This is a genomic window from Paracoccus contaminans (genome assembly GCF_002105555.1).
Taxonomy (GTDB): domain Bacteria; phylum Pseudomonadota; class Alphaproteobacteria; order Rhodobacterales; family Rhodobacteraceae; genus Paracoccus; species Paracoccus contaminans.
This window is the reverse complement of the sequence record NZ_CP020612.1, coordinates 2,150,728-2,167,687: the sequence shown is the minus strand read 5'-3', so window position 1 is coordinate 2,167,687 and position 16,960 is coordinate 2,150,728. Positions and strand designations below refer to the sequence as shown.

Sequence of the window (16,960 nt, the reverse complement as noted above, 5' to 3'; positions counted from 1 at the left end):
GTCGCCTTGCGAGAGCGCCGCGATCCGCCTAACCCTCGGGGCATGAAGACGACCCTCGCCCATCATGCCGATTACCGCATCACCCTGCACCAGGCGGGATCCGCGCCGGCGACGCGGCTGGTCATCACCTTCGGCGGGCAGCCCTCGGACCTGCGCGACGATGGCTTCGGCACCGATTTCTGCCTGAAGAAGGGATGGGACAACATCTACGTCGCCCAGCGCCACGGCACGCAGTATCAGGGCCTGCCGCTCGACGCCTTTGCCGCGGCGGTGGCCCCCCTGTGCAAGGGCCGCGACGTGCTGACCTATGGGCCGAGCCTGGGGGGCTATGCCGGGCTTTACTATGGCGGGGTGATCGACGCGCGCATCATCGCCGCCGCCCCCATGCTGCCGGCCTGGCCGCCGCTGGGCCACAAGGCCTATCGCGACCTCGTGCTGACGCATCAGCCTCTGGCCAGGGCGCCGCGCGCCACCCGCGCGCCGGTGGTGATCCTTGATCCGGCGCTCAGGAACGATTCGCGCATCCTGGCCGAGATGATCCGCCCCGCCTATCCCGCCGTGCGCGTGGTCGAGGTGCCCCATGCCGGCCATGCCGTGCTGATCCCCCTGCAACGGGCGCGGGTGCTGGGGCCGCTGGTCGTCGGCCTGGTCGAGCGGGACGAGATCATCCCCTTTGTCCCGCCGGGCGAGGGAACGGCCATCTATCACGGCCAACGCGGGCAGGAACTGCTGCAAAGCGACCGGACGGCCGCCATCGAACAGCTGCGCATCAGCCTTGCGATCGAATCCAGCAAGCGTTTTTTCGGCATCCTCGTGAACACGCTGATCCGCTCGGGACGGCTGAAGGAAGCGCAGGCCGAGATCGACCGCGCCGCCGCCGCGGGCGACAAAAGGCTGACGCTGACCCCGCGCCTTGCCGCCGATGCCGCGTCCGCCGGCCTGCGCCTGCCCGCCTGAGGCAGGCGCCCCTGCCGATCCGCTGCTGGCCGCAAGGCGGCAGGCGGATGAGGGCCGGTCAGCTCGCGCTAGGCAGGCAGGGCACCCGGCCCGTGCCCCTGCCCCAGCAGGCAGCCGCTGCCGGCAGCGGGTGCGCGGGCTTTCTGCCCGCCAGCCGGGACAGGGCGGCGCTGGTCGCGGCCGGCAGGAACAGATGGTCCCAGTCATACTGTCCCGTCGCAACAAGCGCGGCAAAATCGTTCAGCCTGACCTCGAACCCGGAAAAGCTGCATATCCCTTCGGCGCGCAGCTCGCTGATCATCCGGTTCGTGTGCACGGCCGTCATGCCGCAAGCTTCGCCCAGTTCGCTCTGACTGATCGGCAGCTCATAGCCATCCAGCCCGCAAAGCCCGCGCGCGTAAAGGCGCACAAGCATTTCCGCCAGGAAGTTGGCGATGCGCGCGCGCCCCGCCAGCCGCCCCACCCTGAACACCTGATAGCGCTGGATCGCCGCATCGATCAGCACGATGCGCCACAGCATGTCATAAAGGGCCGGCGCCGTCTGGTGCAGGTGACCGACCGCCCGATAGGACAGATCCCTGACCGCGCCCTCGCCCAGCGTTTCCACGTCATGATCCAGATGGCCCATGCGATAGCTGGACAGGTCCACGAAATCGCCGGGGATCTGCACGGACAGGATCTGCCGCCGCCCCAGCCTGTCCGCACGGTGGCGGCTGACAAAGCCGCGGACCAGATAGACCGACCGGTCAAGCGGCTGATGGGCGCGGGCCAGGCATTGTCGGGGGCCAAGGGGGGTTTCGGTTCCCAGAAACGAGGCAAGCAGCTGGGCATCGCCTTCGCTCAGAAGTCCGGCATAGGCCCGGACGATGTCGATTCCCTGCACCGATTGCCCCCTTGGACATTAAGATCAATCATAGAACATCGCGCCATGGGCGAAAAGGAGGATCGCCGGCCGCAAGGGGCGCCGCCATGATCGGCCGGGCCGGCAGGGTGCCGGCCCCGGCAGGAGGGACGCAGGGTGCGCAATCCTGGCCTGCCGGCGCGGCTGTGTTCATGCAAGGGGGCTGCAAAACATGGCGCGGCCCGGCAGCAGCGGACAGCGGCGGGTGCGATCCTCGCGCGGGGATTCCCCCGCTCGCCCAAGGTGCCGATGATGGGCGCGGCGGGCAGTGGGACGGGCACTCCGTCCAAGATGCAGGCCAAGCGCGTGATCTGCCCGGCCTGCCCGGCTGCCCTCGCTCAGCGGCGGCGGCGCTGTGTCAGCAGGATCGCGGCCGTTGCGGCCAGCCCCAGGCCCAGTGCCAGCTTGGGCACGGCAGGGCTGCCCAGGCTGCGCGAATAGACGCTGGGCCAGCCGGCCTGCGGCCCGTCCTCGTTGCCGCCCGACAGGGACATGCGCAAGTTGCCGGCCCGCGGTGGATGGGGGTCGCCCAGCTGCGCCTCGTAAAGGGCCGTCGCGCTGACCCGGTCGGCCAGGGCAGGCATGAGCGCGCCCAGAATGCCCATGATCGGGGCAGCGCCGCCGACATAGACCTCGCGCACCGGATGGGCCACCGCGCCCAGAATGACGCGGGCAGCCTCCTCGGGGGCATAGACCGGCGGGGGCAGCTGCGCCTCGTGCCCGGTGATGTTGCGCGCATGGCGCGTCAGGGGCGTGCCGATCGAGGCCGGCTTGACCAGCGTGACCTGGATGCCCGCGCCGTCATGCAGCAGTTCGGCCCGCAGCGCGTCGGTGAATCCGCGCACCGCATGCTTGGACGCGCTGTAGATGCCCTGCAGGGGAAAGGCGCGTTCCGACCCGATGCTGCCCATGTTGATGAGCGTGCCGCCGCTGGCGCGCAGATGCGGCAGGGCGGCCAGGCTGCCGTGGACCACGCCCCAGAAATTCGTCTCGAACAGCTGGCGCATGTCGGCTTCGGATACCTCTTCCAGCCGTCCCCAGATCGACACGCCGGCATTGTTCACCCAGGCGTCGATCCGCCCATGGCGCGCAACCGCCGCGCCAGCCAGCGCATCGACCTGATCGCGCCGGGCCACATCGGTGGGAACGGCGATCGCATTGCCCCCTTGGGCGGTGATTTCATGCACGAGCCGGTCCAGCACTTCGGCCGAGCGGGCGGCCAGCACCACGCGCGCGCCCCGGTCTGCGGCGCGGCGCGCGGTGGCAAGGCCGATGCCGCTGCTGGCCCCGGTGATGACGATGACCTTACCGGACAATGATTCCGTCATGGCGATTTTTCCTTTTGCGTGGGCGGGACGGATGGCCCCCTGTCCCTGTCGGCTTGCGGCCCGCTCAGCGGGCCAGCGCGGATCGGTCATAGGCCGCCAGCAGGGCGGCCGCGTCGTCATGGATCTCGACCGCGCCGGCATCGGCCAGCGCCGCGTCGCCAAACCCGCCCGAACGCAGCGCGATGGCGGCGATCCCGCAGCGGCCCGCGGCCTCGATGTCATAGGGCGTGTCGCCGACGACGATCGCCTCATGGGGGCCGATGCCGTCCAACCTGCCAAGCGCGGCGGCAAAGATGTCCGGCGCGGGCTTGGTGTTTTCCACGTCGTCCGAGCAGGTGGTGGCCGCGGCCAGTTCCTGCGCCTTCAGAAGGTCGAGATAGTGGTCCACCTCGCCGCGCGAGGCGGATGAGGCCAGCACCACCCGCTGCCCCGCGGCATGAACGCGCGCCAGCAGCGAGCCGGCCTGGGGGAAAGGCATGATGCCTTGCAGGAAACGCTCCTTGAAGATCGCGCCATGCGCCTTGCCCAGCGCCTCGATGCGGGCCTCGTCAGCATCGGGCAGCAAGGCGGGCACCAGCATGTCCGCGCCCTTGCCCATCTGCTGATGCACGGCCTGCCGGTCGGGCGATGCCCCGACCTGTGCCAGCGCCTCCAGCCAGGCAGTCACATGCTGCTCGTTGCTGTCCACAAGTGTTCCGTCAATGTCGAAAAGAACGGCCTTTATCATGAAGGCTCCTGCCAGAATGGGTCATGCGGCGGCCGGGTATCGAATGATGCGGACAATGCGGCGGCACCGGAAAGGCCGGGGCAGCAGGCCCTTGCCTTTCCTTGTCGGCGGTCATGGCACCAGCCCGTATCCCGGACACCTGAGTGCCGTCGAACGCCTCAGCGCCTGCAGGGTTTCGCCAACAGATGTTTAGTCATGGCCCGCCCGGGCTCATCCACCAGGGCGCGGCGCCCGCCATGCGGCACCGTCGATCACCCGGAAATCACGTCCCGCAGCCAAGGATTGCACCGCCTTTCATGCCCCCATCCTTGCTGGCGGCCAGCAGAGGCAGCTGGCCGTGGCGGTGGCGGCTCCTGGATCGACTGCCCGCCTGCGACGGCGCAACATGGCTCTGCACGGCGCCCCGGGCGGCGCCGCGCCGGTGCCCCGCCCGGCCCGCCTCGCCCCGCCGCGGGCAGGCAAGGACAGCGCCCGGCAGGCAGCCACGTCCTGGGATCAGGCCAGGCCCAGCCTGCCGCGCAGGTTGGACAGATCCTCGGCCAGCGTGTTCACGGCGGCGGCCAGGACGTTCCGATCCTCGTCGGTCAGCTTGTCATAGAGGGCAAATCCGTCGCCTTCGCGATACTTGTCCAGAATGGCGTCCACGGTGGCGAAATTGGCGTCCACCTTGGCGGTGAAGGCGGCGTCGTCCAGCAGCGGGCGGACCAGTTCATAGATCTTCTGCGAGCCGTCCACATTGGCCCGGATATCCCACAGGTCGGTGTGGCTGTAGCGGTCTTCCTCGCCGGAAATCTTGGTGGCGGCGACTTCCTCCATCAGGACAGCGGCGCCCCCGACGACCACCTGGGGCGGAAAGGTCAGCCCCTCGATGCGGCCCTGCAGGTCGGTGACATCGGCCAGCAGGCGGTCCGCCGCGGCCTGAACGGATGCGGTGCTGTTTTCCTGCCACAGCGCATATTCGATGCGGTGAAAGCCGCTGAAGTCGGGATCCTTCTCGCCCCCCTCGAAATCATCGGCGCGGGCATCCATGGACAGGTCGAGATCGCTGAACAGTTCGGCGATCGGCTCGATCCGTTCATAGCCTACGCGCGTTCCGGCATACAGCGCCTTGGCCCGGTCCAGATCGCCCGCCTTGATCGCCGCGGCAAACACGGTGGTATCAGCCACCAGCTTGTCGGCGTTTTCGGTCACATACAGCTTGTAATCGCTGATCGGCCCGACCAGGTCGAGGCTTGCCTGCTGGGCAAGGGCGGGCGAGGCCATCAGGGCGCACAGCGCGGTTGCGTGCAGTCGCGTCATTCACATCTCCATCAGGGTCGGGACAGGCTGGCGATGAGCTTGCGTCCAAGATAATCGTCATCGTCCGCCATGCCGGGCAGCACGAAGAAATAGCCGCCCCCCACCGGCTTGACATATTCCTCCATCGGCTCGCCGTTCAGGGCGTTCTGCACATGGATGAAGCCTTTCTGCAGATCGGCCTGGTAACAGATGAACAGCAGGCCCTGGTCGATCTGGCCATTGCGCGTCACGCCGTTGGTATAGTTGAAGGGCCGGCGCAGGATCAGATGGGCGTCCGCGCCCGGACCCCGGGGATTGGCAAGCCGGATATGCGCCCTCAGCGGGGTGTGCCGGCCATCCGGGTCAGCGGCATAGTCGGGGGTGTCGAACTCGGTCCCGTCGGGGCGGTCGAGGGGCGCGCCGGTGATCTTGGAGCGGCCGAAGACGCGCTCCTGCTCGGCCAGGGGGGTTCGGTCCCAGCGCTCGACGAAATTGCGGATGATGCGCACGGCCTGATAGCTGCCGCCCTGCGCCCAGTCCGGCTCGCCCGCGCCGGCCCAGACGATGCGGTCCATCAGCCCATGGTCGGCCGCGTCAGGGTTGGCCGAGCCGTCGCGGAAGCCCAGGAAATTGCGCGCATTGGGCAGCCGCCCCGGTTCGGTCGCCGTCACCTGGGGGACCGATCCGGCCTGCATCCAGCCCAGCACCAGCCGGTCCGACAGGGTCTTGACCACGTCGCGCAGCGCATGGACGCATGCATCCGAACTGTTGGCGCAGATCTGCAGCGACAGATCGCCATGGCACAGGGATGCGTTCAGCGCGTCGTTGGGAAAGGCCGTCATCCGCACCAGCCGGACGGGGCGATGGGGGCGCAGCCAGTCATGGCGCTGGAAAAGCTGATCGCCCAAGGCAACGGTGATCGTCAGCGCATCGGGTTCGATCACCGGGCCCAGCAGGCCCGAATCGGCGGGGGGAAAGCGCGGGTCCAGCACCGGGACCGGCCCCCCGGCGGCCAGAAAGACGATCCGCGCCGACAGCCGCCGCAGCACATCCTCAAGATCGGCGGGCGATTGGGCGATCACGGCAAAGCTGGCCAGCAGCCCGTGCGCGGGGCGGGGCGTGGTGATCCCCGCCTGATGGATGCCGAAGGGCGCGATCCGCTCGGCGGCCTTGACGGCGCAGGCGCGCGGGGCGGCGGTGACCGAGGCATCGGGGGCAGCACCTGCGGGGGCTGCGGGCGCAAGGGCATCGGGCGCGGGCACCGCCCCCTGGGCGGCGCGGCCGGCCAGCGGGGCGACGGCCGCAAGGCCCAGGCCGCGCAAAACCGCGCGGCGGCTGCGGCTGGCGGGGGGCATGCTGCGAGTCATCGGCTCTCTCCCTCAGTCCAGGGCGATCGCGGCGGCGGCCCGCTCGATCGCGGGGGCCAGCAGGGCCGGATCATCGGCCCCCAGCGCCGCGTCCAGCGCAGCCGCGGCATCCGAATCGGCCGCAGCGACCAGCGGGCGCAGCAGCATCATGGGACGGGCGATCCCCTCGCGCAGGGCCTCCGACTGGGACGGATCGGCCGGCGCGTAAGGAGCAGCGGCCTCTTGGCGGCGGCCCGCGGCCTGCGCCGCCATCCGCGGCAGATCGCCCGGCTCAAGCCGCAGCGCCGCCAGCCTTGTGCCCAGATCGGCCGCATCGGCCAGCAGGGCCTTGGCCGTGGGTTCCAGCCCCTGGGCGCTGCCCTGCCGCCACAGCCCGTATTCGATGCGGTGAAGGCCGGTAAAGCCGGGATCATCCTCGCGCCGGGCCAGATAGATGGCCTGCGGCGCCATGCGGGCCGACAGGTCGGCAAACCGGTTCATCACCGGCGCCAGCCGCGCCCAGGGCAGTTGCGCGGCCTGCCAGGCAGAGCGTGCATCCGCCACGTTCCCCGCCGCGATCGCGGCATCCAGATCCGTCAGGGCCGCGTTCAGCCGGCGCGACTGGGTGATGAGGAACACCCGGTATTCCGACAGCGGCCCGATGAAGTCGGCAGCGGGCGGGGCGCTGGTCCGGGCTGCCGATTCGGCGGTTGCCTGGACGGTCAGCGTGCCGCGGGGATTGGACAGCAGGCCGCAGGTGATGGCGTATTCGCCCGGGCGCAGCTGTTCGGTCAGGGTGGCGGTCAGGCCGGGGGCGATGTTCTCGCGCTCGGCCACGACCATGACACCGTCGAGGATTTCCCATTCAAGCGGGCGATCGGAATCGTTGCGGACGACAAAGCGGGTCCGGCCTGCCGGAACCGTCAGCGCCATCGGCTCGCAGGCACTGCCGGTGACGCGCACGGCAACCGCCCCGTCCAGTTCCGCGGGGGCGCGGCCGCGCGCGGCCGCCCAGAACGCCCCCGCCCCCGCGATCACCAGCGCCGCCGCGCCCCCCACGGCCCACCACATCGCACGCCCTGGCGCGCCTGCATTCGCTTTGTCGGTCAATGAACTGCCCTCCGGCCGGATCGCGGCTCATCCTGCGGGCGCAGGAACAGCCACAGGGACGGGATCAAAACCGCCGCCCACAGCATCACCTCGCCCACCGCCGGCCGATCGTGATAGCCGAACAGGCCCGACAGGATCGCACCGGGAACCGAGCTGACCGGCAGCAGCCGGCCCAGATCCCAGGCGGTCTGCTGAAGATGGTTCCAGATGCCCGCCTCGTGCAGGCTGCGCAGCACCGTCGCGGCCAGCCCCGCGGCGACGACGATCACCAGAACGCCCGTCCAGCGGAAGAAGCGCGCCAGGTCGAGCCGCACCGAGCCGCGGTAAAGCCCGACCCCCGCCACCGCCGCCACCGCCAGCCCGGCAAGCGCGCTGAGCGGCACGGACGGGCCGGGCGACTGCTGGAACAGGGCCAGCAGGAAGAACACCGCCTCAAGCCCCTCGCGCGCGACGGCCAGGAAGGTCGTTCCGATCAGCGCCCAGGTGGCGCCGGCCGAGGCGAAGGCCCGCTCGACCCCCCCTTCCAGGGTGCCGCGCACCGAGCGCGCGGCGCGGCGCATCCAGATCACCATGGACATCAGCACGACAACGGCAACCGCGCCCAGTGCCGCCTCGAACAGCTCCTGCATGCGCTGGGGGAATTCGGCGCTGGCAAGCTGCAGCGCGGCGCCCGCGAACAGCGACAGGGCCACGGCCAGCAGAACGCCCACCCAGACCGCAGGCAGCCAGGCAGCCCGGCCTGTCCGCCCCAGATAGGCGGCGATGATCCCGACGATCAGCGCCGCCTCGACCCCTTCGCGAAACATGATGAGAAAAGCGACGAGCATACCGAACCGTCCAATTTTGACCTACCTTTTCGCTCAGCTTCAGCGCCGATGCAAGATGGCATGCTACACGACCCCGTGCGCGCCTGCGGGCCAGCGCGCCTGGTGCATGCAAGGCCGGCCGGGCGCTGGCCCTCAGGTGGCGGGCATCAGGGGGCCATAGAGGATCAGCGCCGGATGGGGACTGGCCCCGGCCAGCGCCGCCGCAAGCTCTGCCACGGTCGAGTGCAGCAGCTTCTGCGCCGGGGTTCCGACCGCCTCGGCCAGCAGCGCCGGGGTATCGGGGGGCAGGCCATGTTCGATCAGCCCGGCCGCAAGCACAGGAAATGTCCGCCGGCCCATATAGACGACGGTGGTCGCGCCCGGATCGGCCAGCGCCGCCCAGTTCAGCGCCTGCGGCAATGCGCCCGTCACATCGGCGCCGGTGACGAACTGCACGCGCCGCGCGGTCAGGCGCCGGGTCAGCGGCAGGCCCGCGACCGCCGCCGCCGCCGATCCGGCCGACACGCCGGGCACGATCTCATAGCTGATGCCCGCGGCAGTCAGCGCCATGATCTCTTCCTCAAGCCGGCCGAATATGCCGCTGTCGCCCGACTTGAGCCGCACCACCTGCGCGCCGCCTCGGGCATGCTGCACCAGCAGGCGGTTCACGTCCTCCTGCCGCGCCGAGGGCCGGCCCGCGCGCTTGCCCACGCTGACCAGCGCCGCGCCGGCCCGCGCCATGGACAGGATCGGGCCGGAGGCGAGGTCATCATACAGCACCACATCCGCCGCCCGCAGCCGTTCGGCCCCGCGCAGCGTCATCAGCCCCGGATCGCCCGGTCCGGCCGAAACGAAGGTGACAAAGCCGCTCATGCCGCCGGGCCGGCCCCGGCAGATCGGGACGGGCACACCGCCGCGGGCCGCGTCCGCGGCACAAAGGCGGGATGACGTTCACAGGAGGGTGCCATTGTAATCTTGTCCTTGCAGGCGCGACGGTCCCGGAAAGCTACAGCATATACACAGCGCCCGCGCCGATGCACGGCCCGCCTTGCGCCCTTCGCATCCCGCAGGCCCGGCCCGAAGCGGCATGGGGCACAACCCCTTGCCTGCCCCCATGTCCCGCGCGACCGGGCCTGGCACGTCCCTGGGTCGCGAGGCCTTGGCCCGTATTGCGGCCGCCCTTCCTCCCTGGCCGAAAGGCTGAACCCCGCCCCGTCGCGCAGCAAACGCGCCGCCAGTCCAGCAGACGCGCCTGCCCCGAAATCACAGCCCGCCTGTCACACCATGCGGGAAACCCGCCGCTTCCAGCAGCAAGGGGGCGCGGCCACGCAGCTTGCAGCCGACAAGCCGCAGGATCGAAGGGATGGGATGGAGCGGGTGAAGGGAATCGAACCCTCGTCGTAAGCTTGGGAAGCTTCTGCTCTACCATTGAGCTACACCCGCATGCGCGCTGCGATAGCGTGCGGCGCGCGCGCGGTCAAGCGCCCCGCGCGCGGCGGGGCGGAGCGCGCGTCAGAGCAGGCCCATCTCGGCCAGTTCGCGCGCCAGCCGCGGCGGCAGGGCCGCTTCGGCAGCGCGTCCGGCAGGCAGGTCGGGCGGCGCATCGGCGGCCGGCAGATAGCGCCAGCCCTGAAAAGGCCGGCGCGGCACCCCCGCCACCCGGATCAGCTGCGGATCGAGGATCAGCGCGCAGCGCGCGATCCCGTCATCGCCCTTGCGTTCCTCAAGGCCGATCAGGCGCTGGCGCGCCAGCATCGTGCCCCGGAACACCCAGTAGATCGAGCCGCCGGCCAGCAGCTCGTCACTGCGCTTGGGCCACATGCGGGTGACATGCTCGGCGGGGCCGCCGCCGAACCGCTCGCGCTGCCAGCATTCCAGAACCGCCGGGTCTGGGGCGCCGACGCACAGCTTCATCATGTGCAGGGGGGTCGTCATGGGGGCGATATGGGGATGAAGGGCGGCGGTTCACAAGAGGATCAGTGGACCGACTCGGGGCGGTCGCCAAGCCGCTTCATCAGATGGGGGGCGGCAAAGCCGTGGAACACCATCGACACCAGGATGACCAGCGTCATCACCGCCCACAGCCGGTACCCGATCTCGACCGAAAAGGGCGCATGGCTCAGGCCGTAGGCCATGTAGTAGATCGACCCCACCCCGCGGATGCCCAGCACGCTGACCGCCGCGCGCGAGGGCCGCGACAGCCCCGCGCCCGCAAGCGACACCCAGCCCGCCAGGGGCCGCACCAGCAGCAGGAACAGCAGCGCGACCGCGACCCCCGACCAGCCCAGCGGCCGCAGCAATCCCTGCCCCACCGTCATACCCAGCACGAACACGACCACGATCAGGCCCATCACCTCGGTCTGTTCGACGAAATGGTGCAGCTCGCTGTGGATCTTGTGCCGGTCCTCAAAGCGCCGGAACGTGATCGCGGACAGGAACACGGCAAGAAAACCGTATCCATGAAGGGCTTCGGTCAGGCCATAGGACAGCAGCATCAGCCCCAATGCCAGGAACGCATCGGCAACCCCGCCGCCCGATGCCAGGCGGAAGGCAAGCCAGGCCGTCACCCAGCCGACCGCCGGCCCGATGACCAGGCCGACGGCCAGCCGCCAGACCACGTCATGCATCAGCCAATCGCCCAGCACATGAATGTTGAACAGCCCGTAATCGCCCGGAATACCCACCTCGGCCGTCAGCGCCGCCGCGCCGGCCAGCGCCAGGTGGACGAACGGAAAGGCCAGCCCGTCATTCAGCCCGGCCTCGGATGTCAGGGCAAAGCGGGCCTCGTCGCCATCGCCCTCGCCGGGCGGGCCGACCTGCACCGAGGCCGCCAGCACCGGATCGGTGGGCGCCAGCGCCGCGCCAAGCAGCAGCGCCGCGGCAAGCGGCAGCCCCAGCAGCGCCCAGCCCAGCAGCGTCATTCCGGCGATGCACAGCACCATCGTCGGGCCCAGAAGCCGCCAGGTCGTCCCCCAGGACCGCCAGCCCGGCGCACGGTCGATCTTGAGGCCGCATCCGGTCAGCGACAGCAGCACCACGGTTTCCGTCACATGGGTGATGACCGTCCCGCCGTCGAGCACATCCAGCGTGGGCAGGTCGAAGAACCGCCCTACCACGATCCCGCCCAGCACGCAGCCGATAGGCAGCGTCATCACCCGCGGCAGGCGATAGCGTGAAACGATCGGCGGAATGAGCGCGGCGAGCAGGATGGCGGCCCCGAACAGCGCCAGCAGCAACGGATAGGTCAACGTGATCGTCAGGCCGGACATGGGCGTTTTCCTCGGGTCAGGGGCGTTGCCTTGCTGCAGGCAGTGCAGAACGCGCAAAAGCCCGGCGCGTTGCACACAATCTGCACGCATATGCGGCGGTCGCCGGTTTTCGTCCGCCCCGGAGGGGCAGGCGCGGCCTTGCAGGCGCGCCGCTGCCGCGCCAGTGTGCCCCCCACACCCAGCGGAGTCCGACGGATGTCCCATTTCATGCTGCTGCTCGTCGCCGGATTTCTGGGCGGGATGCTGAACGCGGTCGCAGGCGGGGGCACCTTCATCACCTTTCCGGCGCTGGTGTTCACCGGCGTGCCGGTGGTGGCGGCCAATGCGACGACGACCGTGGCGGCGCTGCCCGGCTATCTGGCGGCGGCGGCCGGCTTTCGCCGCGACATGGCGCGCATCGGGGGGCCGCTGATCCTGCGCACGACGCTGTGGACGATGTTGGGCGGGGCGGGCGGTTCGGCGCTGTTGCTGGTATCGTCCAACAAGGCATTCGCGGCAGTGGTGCCGTTCCTGCTGCTGGCGGCGACGCTGGTGTTTCTGGGGGGGCCGCGCATCCGGGCGGCGGCCGCCCGGCACCGCGGGGGCGTGGCCGCCTTTGGCGCGGGCACGATGATTCCGGTGGCGGTTTACGGCGGCTATTTCAACGGCGGTCTGGGGATCGTGCTGCTGGCGCTGTTCTCGTTGTGGGGGATGACGGACCTGCACATGATGAACGGGCTGAAAAGCTGGCTGTCCTTTGCCCTGGCCGTCATCAGCACGCTGATCTTTGCCGCAGGCGGGCAGATCGCCTGGCGCGAATGCGCCATCATGGCGGCGGGCACCGTCATGGGGGGGCTGCTGGGGGCGCCGGTCGCGCGCCGCATCGCCCCGCCGGTGCTGCGCGGCTTGATCGCGGTCGTCGGCTTCGGCATGACGGCGGTATTCTTCTGGCGCCTAATGAACGGAGCGTGAGCATGGCGGATATCAAGCGGATCGAATGCGGCAACCGGATGAGCATGGCGGTCGTCCATAACGGCATCGCCTATCTTGCCGGGCAGGTCGGCAAACCCGGCGACAGCGTGACCGAACAGACGCGCGAGGTGCTGGCGCAGGTCGATCGGCTGCTGGCCGAGGCGGGCAGCGACAAGACGCGCATCCTGACCGCGCAGATCTGGCTGGCCGACATGGCCGACTTTGCCGAGATGAACGCCGTCTGGGACGCCTGGGTGCCGCAGGGGCACTGCCCTGCCCGCGCGACGGGCGAGGCAAAGCTGGCCACCCCGGATTACAAGGTCGAGATCATCGTCACGGCCGCGCTGTAATCCCCGTCCTGCCGCGGACGGCCCTGAGGACCGAGCGCGCCGCCCGCAGGCCGGGCGGCGCATCGCCCCGGCCCAGCCGGTCCATCGTCAGCTCCATGGCGGCAAGCTGGTCCGCCCGCGTCCCCGGCTCGTCCAGAAGGCCCAGCAGCGCCGCCGACATCGGGCCGGGCTGGCAGCGCCGCCCGAGGAATTCGGGGATGGCGCGGGTTTCGCTGACCAGATTCACCAGCGTCACGGTATCGACCCGCAGCAGCAGCCCGATCAGCAACCGGCTGAGCGGGGCCATGTCATAACCGATCACCGTCGGCACGTGGTTGGCCGCCAGCTCCAGGCTGACCGTGCCGGATGCGGCAAGGGCAAGATCGGCCGCGCCGAAGGCTGCGCGTTTTTCGGCCTCGCCCTGCACGATCACGGGAGCCGAGGGCCAGCGCCGCGCCATGGCGCGGACCATGTCCGCAACCCCGGGCACGGTGGGCAGCACCACCCGCATCTCGGGCACCCGGTCGCGCAGCCGGATCAGCGTCTCGTCGAAACGCGATCCCAGCCGCGCAACCTCGCCCCGGCGCGAGCCGGGCAGGCAAAGCACCAGCGGCGCATCCGCGGCGATCGCATGGGCGGCGCGGAAGGCGGCTGCATCGGCAGGGCTGGCAAGCGGCTGGGACACGACAGGATGGCCGACGAAATCGCAGCTCATCCCCGCCTCGTGCATCAGCGGCGGCTCGAAGGGAAGGATGGCAAGGACATGGTCGATGACCTCGGCCATGGATTCCGCCCTGCCCGGACGCCAGGCCCAGACCGAGGGGGCGACATAATGAACCGTGCGCATCTGCGGCGCCTGCGCCCTGAGGCGGCGCGCGACGCGCAGGCAGAAATCGGGGCTGTCGATGGTCACCAGCACATCGGGATCAAAGGCGAGCGCGGCCCTGACGGCCTCGGCCATGCGGCGGCGCAGCGCGCGATAGCGCGGCAGCACCTCGGCCAGGCCCATCACGCTCAGATCGGACATGGGGAACAGGCTCTGCAATCCCTGTGCCGCCATCGCCGGGCCGCCGATGCCGGCGATCTGCAGCGCCGGTTCAAGCTGGCGCAGCCCCGCCAGCAGCGCGCCCCCCAGCAAATCGCCCGAAGGCTCGCCCGCGATCAGAAAGACACGCATCGAACGTCCTGCCGATTATGGAGGACGGTCCGATGAATGGATGTCAGTCCCGTGCCCACAGGAACAATCCCGCCTTTTCCGCCGCAGCCACCATGGCCGCGCCGTCCAGGACCAGAACGCCGCCCGCCGCCCAGGCGATCCCCGAAAGGCCGGCTGCTGACGCCTGTGTGATCGTTTCGGGCCCGATGGCCGGCAGGTCGATGCGCCGGTCCTGGCCAGGCTTGGGCGCCTTGAACAGCACACCGCCGCGCCGCTCGGCGCGGGTGCGGGCCACGAAATCGAGCATCGGCGCGGTGCCGGGCAGCGTTTCGATCGCAAGGCACAGCCCGCCCGCGACGACGCAGCCCTGCCCGATGTCGAGCGGGCCGGTGACAGAGAGGATCTCGGCCGCGCGGGCCGCATCGGCCCGGTCTGCCGCCGAGGGACTGCCCGCCAGCACCCCTGCGGCGGCGATCAGGTCGGGGCGGATCGCCTCGGCCCCCACCACCGTCAGATCCCATTCCTCGAAGATCGCGATCAGCTCGCGCAGCAGCGCGTCATCGCCCCGGCCCATGGCCGCGGCCACGCGCGGCACCAGCGCGGCGGTGCGCGGATCGAAAGCCTCGGGATCAAGGCGGGGCCGGCGCACCGCGCCCGCAAAGACGACCCGTCCGATCCCGTCGGCGGCAAGCTGGTCAAGCAGCGGCACCAGCCGTTCATAGCGAAAGCTGCGGGCGGGAATGCCCGGCGCGAACCCCTCGACGGCATAGACGGCGGGGTTGTCCAGCGCCTCGGCCAGCAGGCCCGGCAGAACGCCCTGCCCGGCGATGATGGCGGTGCGGCTCATCCGTGCGGGGCCAGAAAGCTGCGCTCGGACGGCGCAAGGATGAAATCGAGCACCTCACGTTCCATCCCCTCGGCGGCGCCCGAGGCCCGCTCGCGCGCGGTTTCCCGGAAATTGCCCGTCCCCAGCGCGGCAAGCAGCTCGCGCAGGGCGGCGATCTCGGCCCGGCCCGCCCCGCGGCGCCTGAGGCCGACAAGGTTCAGCCCGTCCAGATGCCCGCGCGGGCCGCTGACCAGCGCATGGGGCAGCACGTCGGCCGTGACCATCGTGACGGCCCCGATCATCGCTCCGCGGCCGATGCGGACGAACTGGTGAACGCCCGACAGCCCCCCCACGATCACCTCATCCTCAAGCACGCAATGCCCGGCGATGGCGACGTTGTTGACCAGGATGACGTGATTGCCGATGCGGCAGTCATGGGCCACATGGCTGCCGGCCATGAACAGCCCGTCATCGCCCACTTGCGTCAGCCCGCCACCCCCGGCGGTGCCGGGGTTCATCGTGACATATTCGCGGATGCGGTTGCGTGCGCCGATCACGAGGCGCGTCTGCTCGCCCTGGAACTTGAGATCCTGGGGCGCCTCGCCGATGCAGGCAAAGGGAAAGACGATGCTGTCCGCGCCGATGACGGTATCGCCCGCGACCACGACATGGGATTTCAGCGTGACCCCGTCGCCCAGGCGCACACGCGGGCCGACATGGCAGAACGGCCCGATGGCAACGCCCTGCCCCAGTTCGGCCCCCCGCTCGACAATGGCAGAGGGGTGGATCGTGGTCTCACGCATCCCGGGGATCGCGGGGCGCCATCATGGCGGTGAACTCGGCTTCGGCGGCAAGCTGGCCGTCCACATGCGCCTCGCCGGCGAATTTCCATATCCTGCCGCCGGGGCGCTTGACGCGGACATGCAGCTCGGCCACGTCGCCGGGCTGCACCATGCGGCGGAACTTGGCGCCGTCGATGCCCATGAAATAGGTCAGCATCGGCTTGTCGATCAGGTCAAGGCTGATGCCGACCACCACCGCCGCGGTCTGGGCCATCGCCTCGATCAGCAGAACGCCCGGCATCACCGGCTGTTCGGGAAAATGGCCGGGGAAATGCGGCTCGTTCGAGGTGACGCATTTGATCCCGACGCCGCTTTGATGGGGCACGATGTCCCGCACCCGGTCGATCATCAGGAACGGATAGCGGTGGGGCAGGATCCGCTTGATGAGGGCCAGATCGGCCGAGGTATGGGGGCGGGATCGCGCTTGGCCTCGGTCATCGGTTCGTCCTTGCTTGCACGGCATTGACTAGCAAACCCCTTCGGCGCTTGGCAAGGCGCTGCGGGCGGATGCGGGGCGGGGGTCAGCCGCAGGCGGCGGGGCGTGCGCGCCGGATCGCGCTTGACGACAGGGGCGACATGGGCACGTTGACCAGCACCCAGGCGGGCGCAGCCATGTCGGCAAGCCGGGGCGCGCAATGCTCCGGCACCCGGTGGGCAGCCAGCATCAGGGCCGCGCGGCTGGTGCGCGCCCGCGTGCGCGATCCGGGGCGGGCAATCACGCCGATCGGCACCCGCGCCGCGATCTCGCGCCAGCGATCCCATCGGTCGAACTGAACCAGATTGTCCGACCCCATCAGCCAGACAAAGCGGACAGCCGGCCAATGCGCCTGAAGCGCGGCGATCGTATCGGCCGTGCGCCGCGTGCCAAGGCGGGCTTCGGCCCCCGTGACAAGGATGCGCGGATCCTGGATCAGCCGCCGCCCCGCCGCGATCCGCGCATCCAGCGGCGCCGGCCCGCATGGCTTGAGCGGATTGCCGGGGCTGACCAGCCACCACACGCGGTCCAGACCGAAGCGCTGGAGCGCCATTCTGGTGATGTGCAGATGCCCCGCATGGGGCGGATCGAACGAGCCGCCCAGCAGCCCGATCCGCTGCCCCGGCAGCGCGGCCGGCAGCCCCCATCGATGGTGCAGC

18 protein-coding genes and 1 tRNA gene are annotated in these 16,960 nt (G+C 70.1%); 3 read left to right on the top strand and 16 right to left on the bottom strand.

Annotated features, from left to right (window positions below; translation table 11 throughout):
• Positions 1 to 42 precede the first annotated feature (42 nt).
• A complete protein-coding gene (locus tag B0A89_RS10250) occupies positions 43 to 957 on the top strand; it encodes a hypothetical protein (protein WP_085378073.1) in 915 nt (304 codons plus the stop codon).
• Positions 958 to 1,015: 58 nt separating this feature from the next.
• Here the strand turns inward: B0A89_RS10250 and B0A89_RS10245 are convergent, their stop codons facing one another.
• The 11 genes from B0A89_RS10245 to B0A89_RS10195 all read right to left on the bottom strand — a co-directional run bounded on the left by B0A89_RS10245 (position 1,016) and on the right by B0A89_RS10195 (position 11,722).
• Positions 1,016 to 1,840 (bottom strand): Crp/Fnr family transcriptional regulator, encoded by an 825-nt coding sequence (locus B0A89_RS10245; protein WP_085378072.1) that lies wholly within the window; start codon positions 1,838 to 1,840, stop codon positions 1,016 to 1,018.
• 356 nt (positions 1,841 to 2,196) lie between these two features.
• Positions 2,197 to 3,186 carry an SDR family oxidoreductase gene (locus tag B0A89_RS10240; RefSeq protein ID WP_085378071.1) on the bottom strand — a complete coding sequence of 330 codons (990 nt, stop codon included), beginning with the start codon at positions 3,184 to 3,186 and terminating at the stop codon, positions 2,197 to 2,199.
• 64 nt (positions 3,187 to 3,250) lie between these two features.
• Complete coding sequence (locus tag B0A89_RS10235) at positions 3,251 to 3,913, bottom strand: HAD family hydrolase (RefSeq protein ID WP_085378070.1); 663 nt, start codon at positions 3,911 to 3,913, stop codon at positions 3,251 to 3,253.
• A gap of 495 nt (positions 3,914 to 4,408) precedes the next feature.
• Positions 4,409 to 5,212 (bottom strand): iron uptake system protein EfeO, encoded by an 804-nt coding sequence (gene efeO, locus B0A89_RS10230; RefSeq protein ID WP_085378069.1) that lies wholly within the window; start codon positions 5,210 to 5,212, stop codon positions 4,409 to 4,411.
• An 11-nt stretch (positions 5,213 to 5,223) separates the two neighbouring features.
• On the bottom strand, positions 5,224 to 6,558 hold the full coding sequence (locus B0A89_RS10225; RefSeq protein ID WP_085378068.1) for a Dyp-type peroxidase: 1,335 nt from the start codon (positions 6,556 to 6,558) through the stop codon (positions 5,224 to 5,226).
• A 12-nt stretch (positions 6,559 to 6,570) separates the two neighbouring features.
• Positions 6,571 to 7,608 carry a cupredoxin domain-containing protein gene (locus B0A89_RS10220; protein WP_085378067.1) on the bottom strand — a complete coding sequence of 346 codons (1,038 nt, stop codon included), beginning with the start codon at positions 7,606 to 7,608 and terminating at the stop codon, positions 6,571 to 6,573.
• Positions 7,609 to 7,643: 35 nt separating this feature from the next.
• Entirely contained in the window at positions 7,644 to 8,474 is an 831-nt protein-coding gene (gene efeU, locus B0A89_RS10215; RefSeq protein ID WP_085378066.1) for an iron uptake transporter permease EfeU, read from the bottom strand.
• 132 nt (positions 8,475 to 8,606) lie between these two features.
• Positions 8,607 to 9,326 carry a uroporphyrinogen-III C-methyltransferase gene (gene cobA / locus B0A89_RS10210; protein WP_085378065.1) on the bottom strand — a complete coding sequence of 240 codons (720 nt, stop codon included), beginning with the start codon at positions 9,324 to 9,326 and terminating at the stop codon, positions 8,607 to 8,609.
• Between the two features lie 496 nt (positions 9,327 to 9,822).
• Positions 9,823 to 9,896, bottom strand: a tRNA-Gly gene (locus tag B0A89_RS10205).
• A gap of 69 nt (positions 9,897 to 9,965) precedes the next feature.
• Entirely contained in the window at positions 9,966 to 10,388 is a 423-nt protein-coding gene (locus tag B0A89_RS10200; protein ID WP_085378064.1) for a DUF1489 family protein, read from the bottom strand.
• Positions 10,389 to 10,429: 41 nt separating this feature from the next.
• Positions 10,430 to 11,722 carry a cation:proton antiporter gene (locus B0A89_RS10195; protein WP_085378063.1) on the bottom strand — a complete coding sequence of 431 codons (1,293 nt, stop codon included), beginning with the start codon at positions 11,720 to 11,722 and terminating at the stop codon, positions 10,430 to 10,432.
• 195 nt (positions 11,723 to 11,917) lie between these two features.
• On the opposite strand from B0A89_RS10195, the gene B0A89_RS10190 reads away from it, so the two are divergent.
• The gene (locus B0A89_RS10190) at positions 11,918 to 12,673 is read left to right on the top strand and encodes a sulfite exporter TauE/SafE family protein (RefSeq protein ID WP_085378062.1); all 756 of its coding nucleotides are present in this window, start codon (positions 11,918 to 11,920) and stop codon (positions 12,671 to 12,673) included.
• A gap of 2 nt (positions 12,674 to 12,675) precedes the next feature.
• Positions 12,676 to 13,023, top strand: a complete 348-nt coding sequence (locus B0A89_RS10185; RefSeq protein ID WP_085378061.1) for a RidA family protein — start codon at positions 12,676 to 12,678, stop codon at positions 13,021 to 13,023.
• Here B0A89_RS10185 and lpxB read toward each other — a convergent pair.
• Genes lpxB through B0A89_RS10160 form a run of 5 tightly spaced genes read right to left on the bottom strand, consistent with a single transcriptional unit; the run spans position 13,007 to position 16,959 of the window.
• Positions 13,007 to 14,179 carry a lipid-A-disaccharide synthase gene (gene lpxB, locus B0A89_RS10180; RefSeq protein ID WP_085378060.1) on the bottom strand — a complete coding sequence of 391 codons (1,173 nt, stop codon included), beginning with the start codon at positions 14,177 to 14,179 and terminating at the stop codon, positions 13,007 to 13,009. The genes B0A89_RS10185 and lpxB overlap by 17 nt on opposite strands.
• Positions 14,180 to 14,222: 43 nt before the next feature.
• Complete coding sequence (locus B0A89_RS10175; RefSeq protein WP_085378059.1) at positions 14,223 to 15,005, bottom strand: LpxI family protein; 783 nt, start codon at positions 15,003 to 15,005, stop codon at positions 14,223 to 14,225.
• A complete protein-coding gene (gene lpxA, locus B0A89_RS10170) occupies positions 15,002 to 15,787 on the bottom strand; it encodes an acyl-ACP--UDP-N-acetylglucosamine O-acyltransferase (protein ID WP_085378058.1) in 786 nt (261 codons plus the stop codon). The genes B0A89_RS10175 and lpxA overlap by 4 nt, the downstream gene beginning before the upstream one ends.
• Positions 15,780 to 16,289, bottom strand: coding sequence for a 3-hydroxyacyl-ACP dehydratase FabZ (gene fabZ, locus B0A89_RS10165; protein ID WP_085378057.1), 510 nt, complete (start codon positions 16,287 to 16,289; stop codon positions 15,780 to 15,782). Before fabZ ends, lpxA begins: the two co-directional genes overlap by 8 nt.
• A gap of 58 nt (positions 16,290 to 16,347) precedes the next feature.
• Positions 16,348 to 16,959 carry a nicotinate-nucleotide adenylyltransferase gene (locus B0A89_RS10160; protein WP_085378056.1) on the bottom strand — a complete coding sequence of 204 codons (612 nt, stop codon included), beginning with the start codon at positions 16,957 to 16,959 and terminating at the stop codon, positions 16,348 to 16,350.
• Position 16,960: the final 1 nt, after the last annotated feature.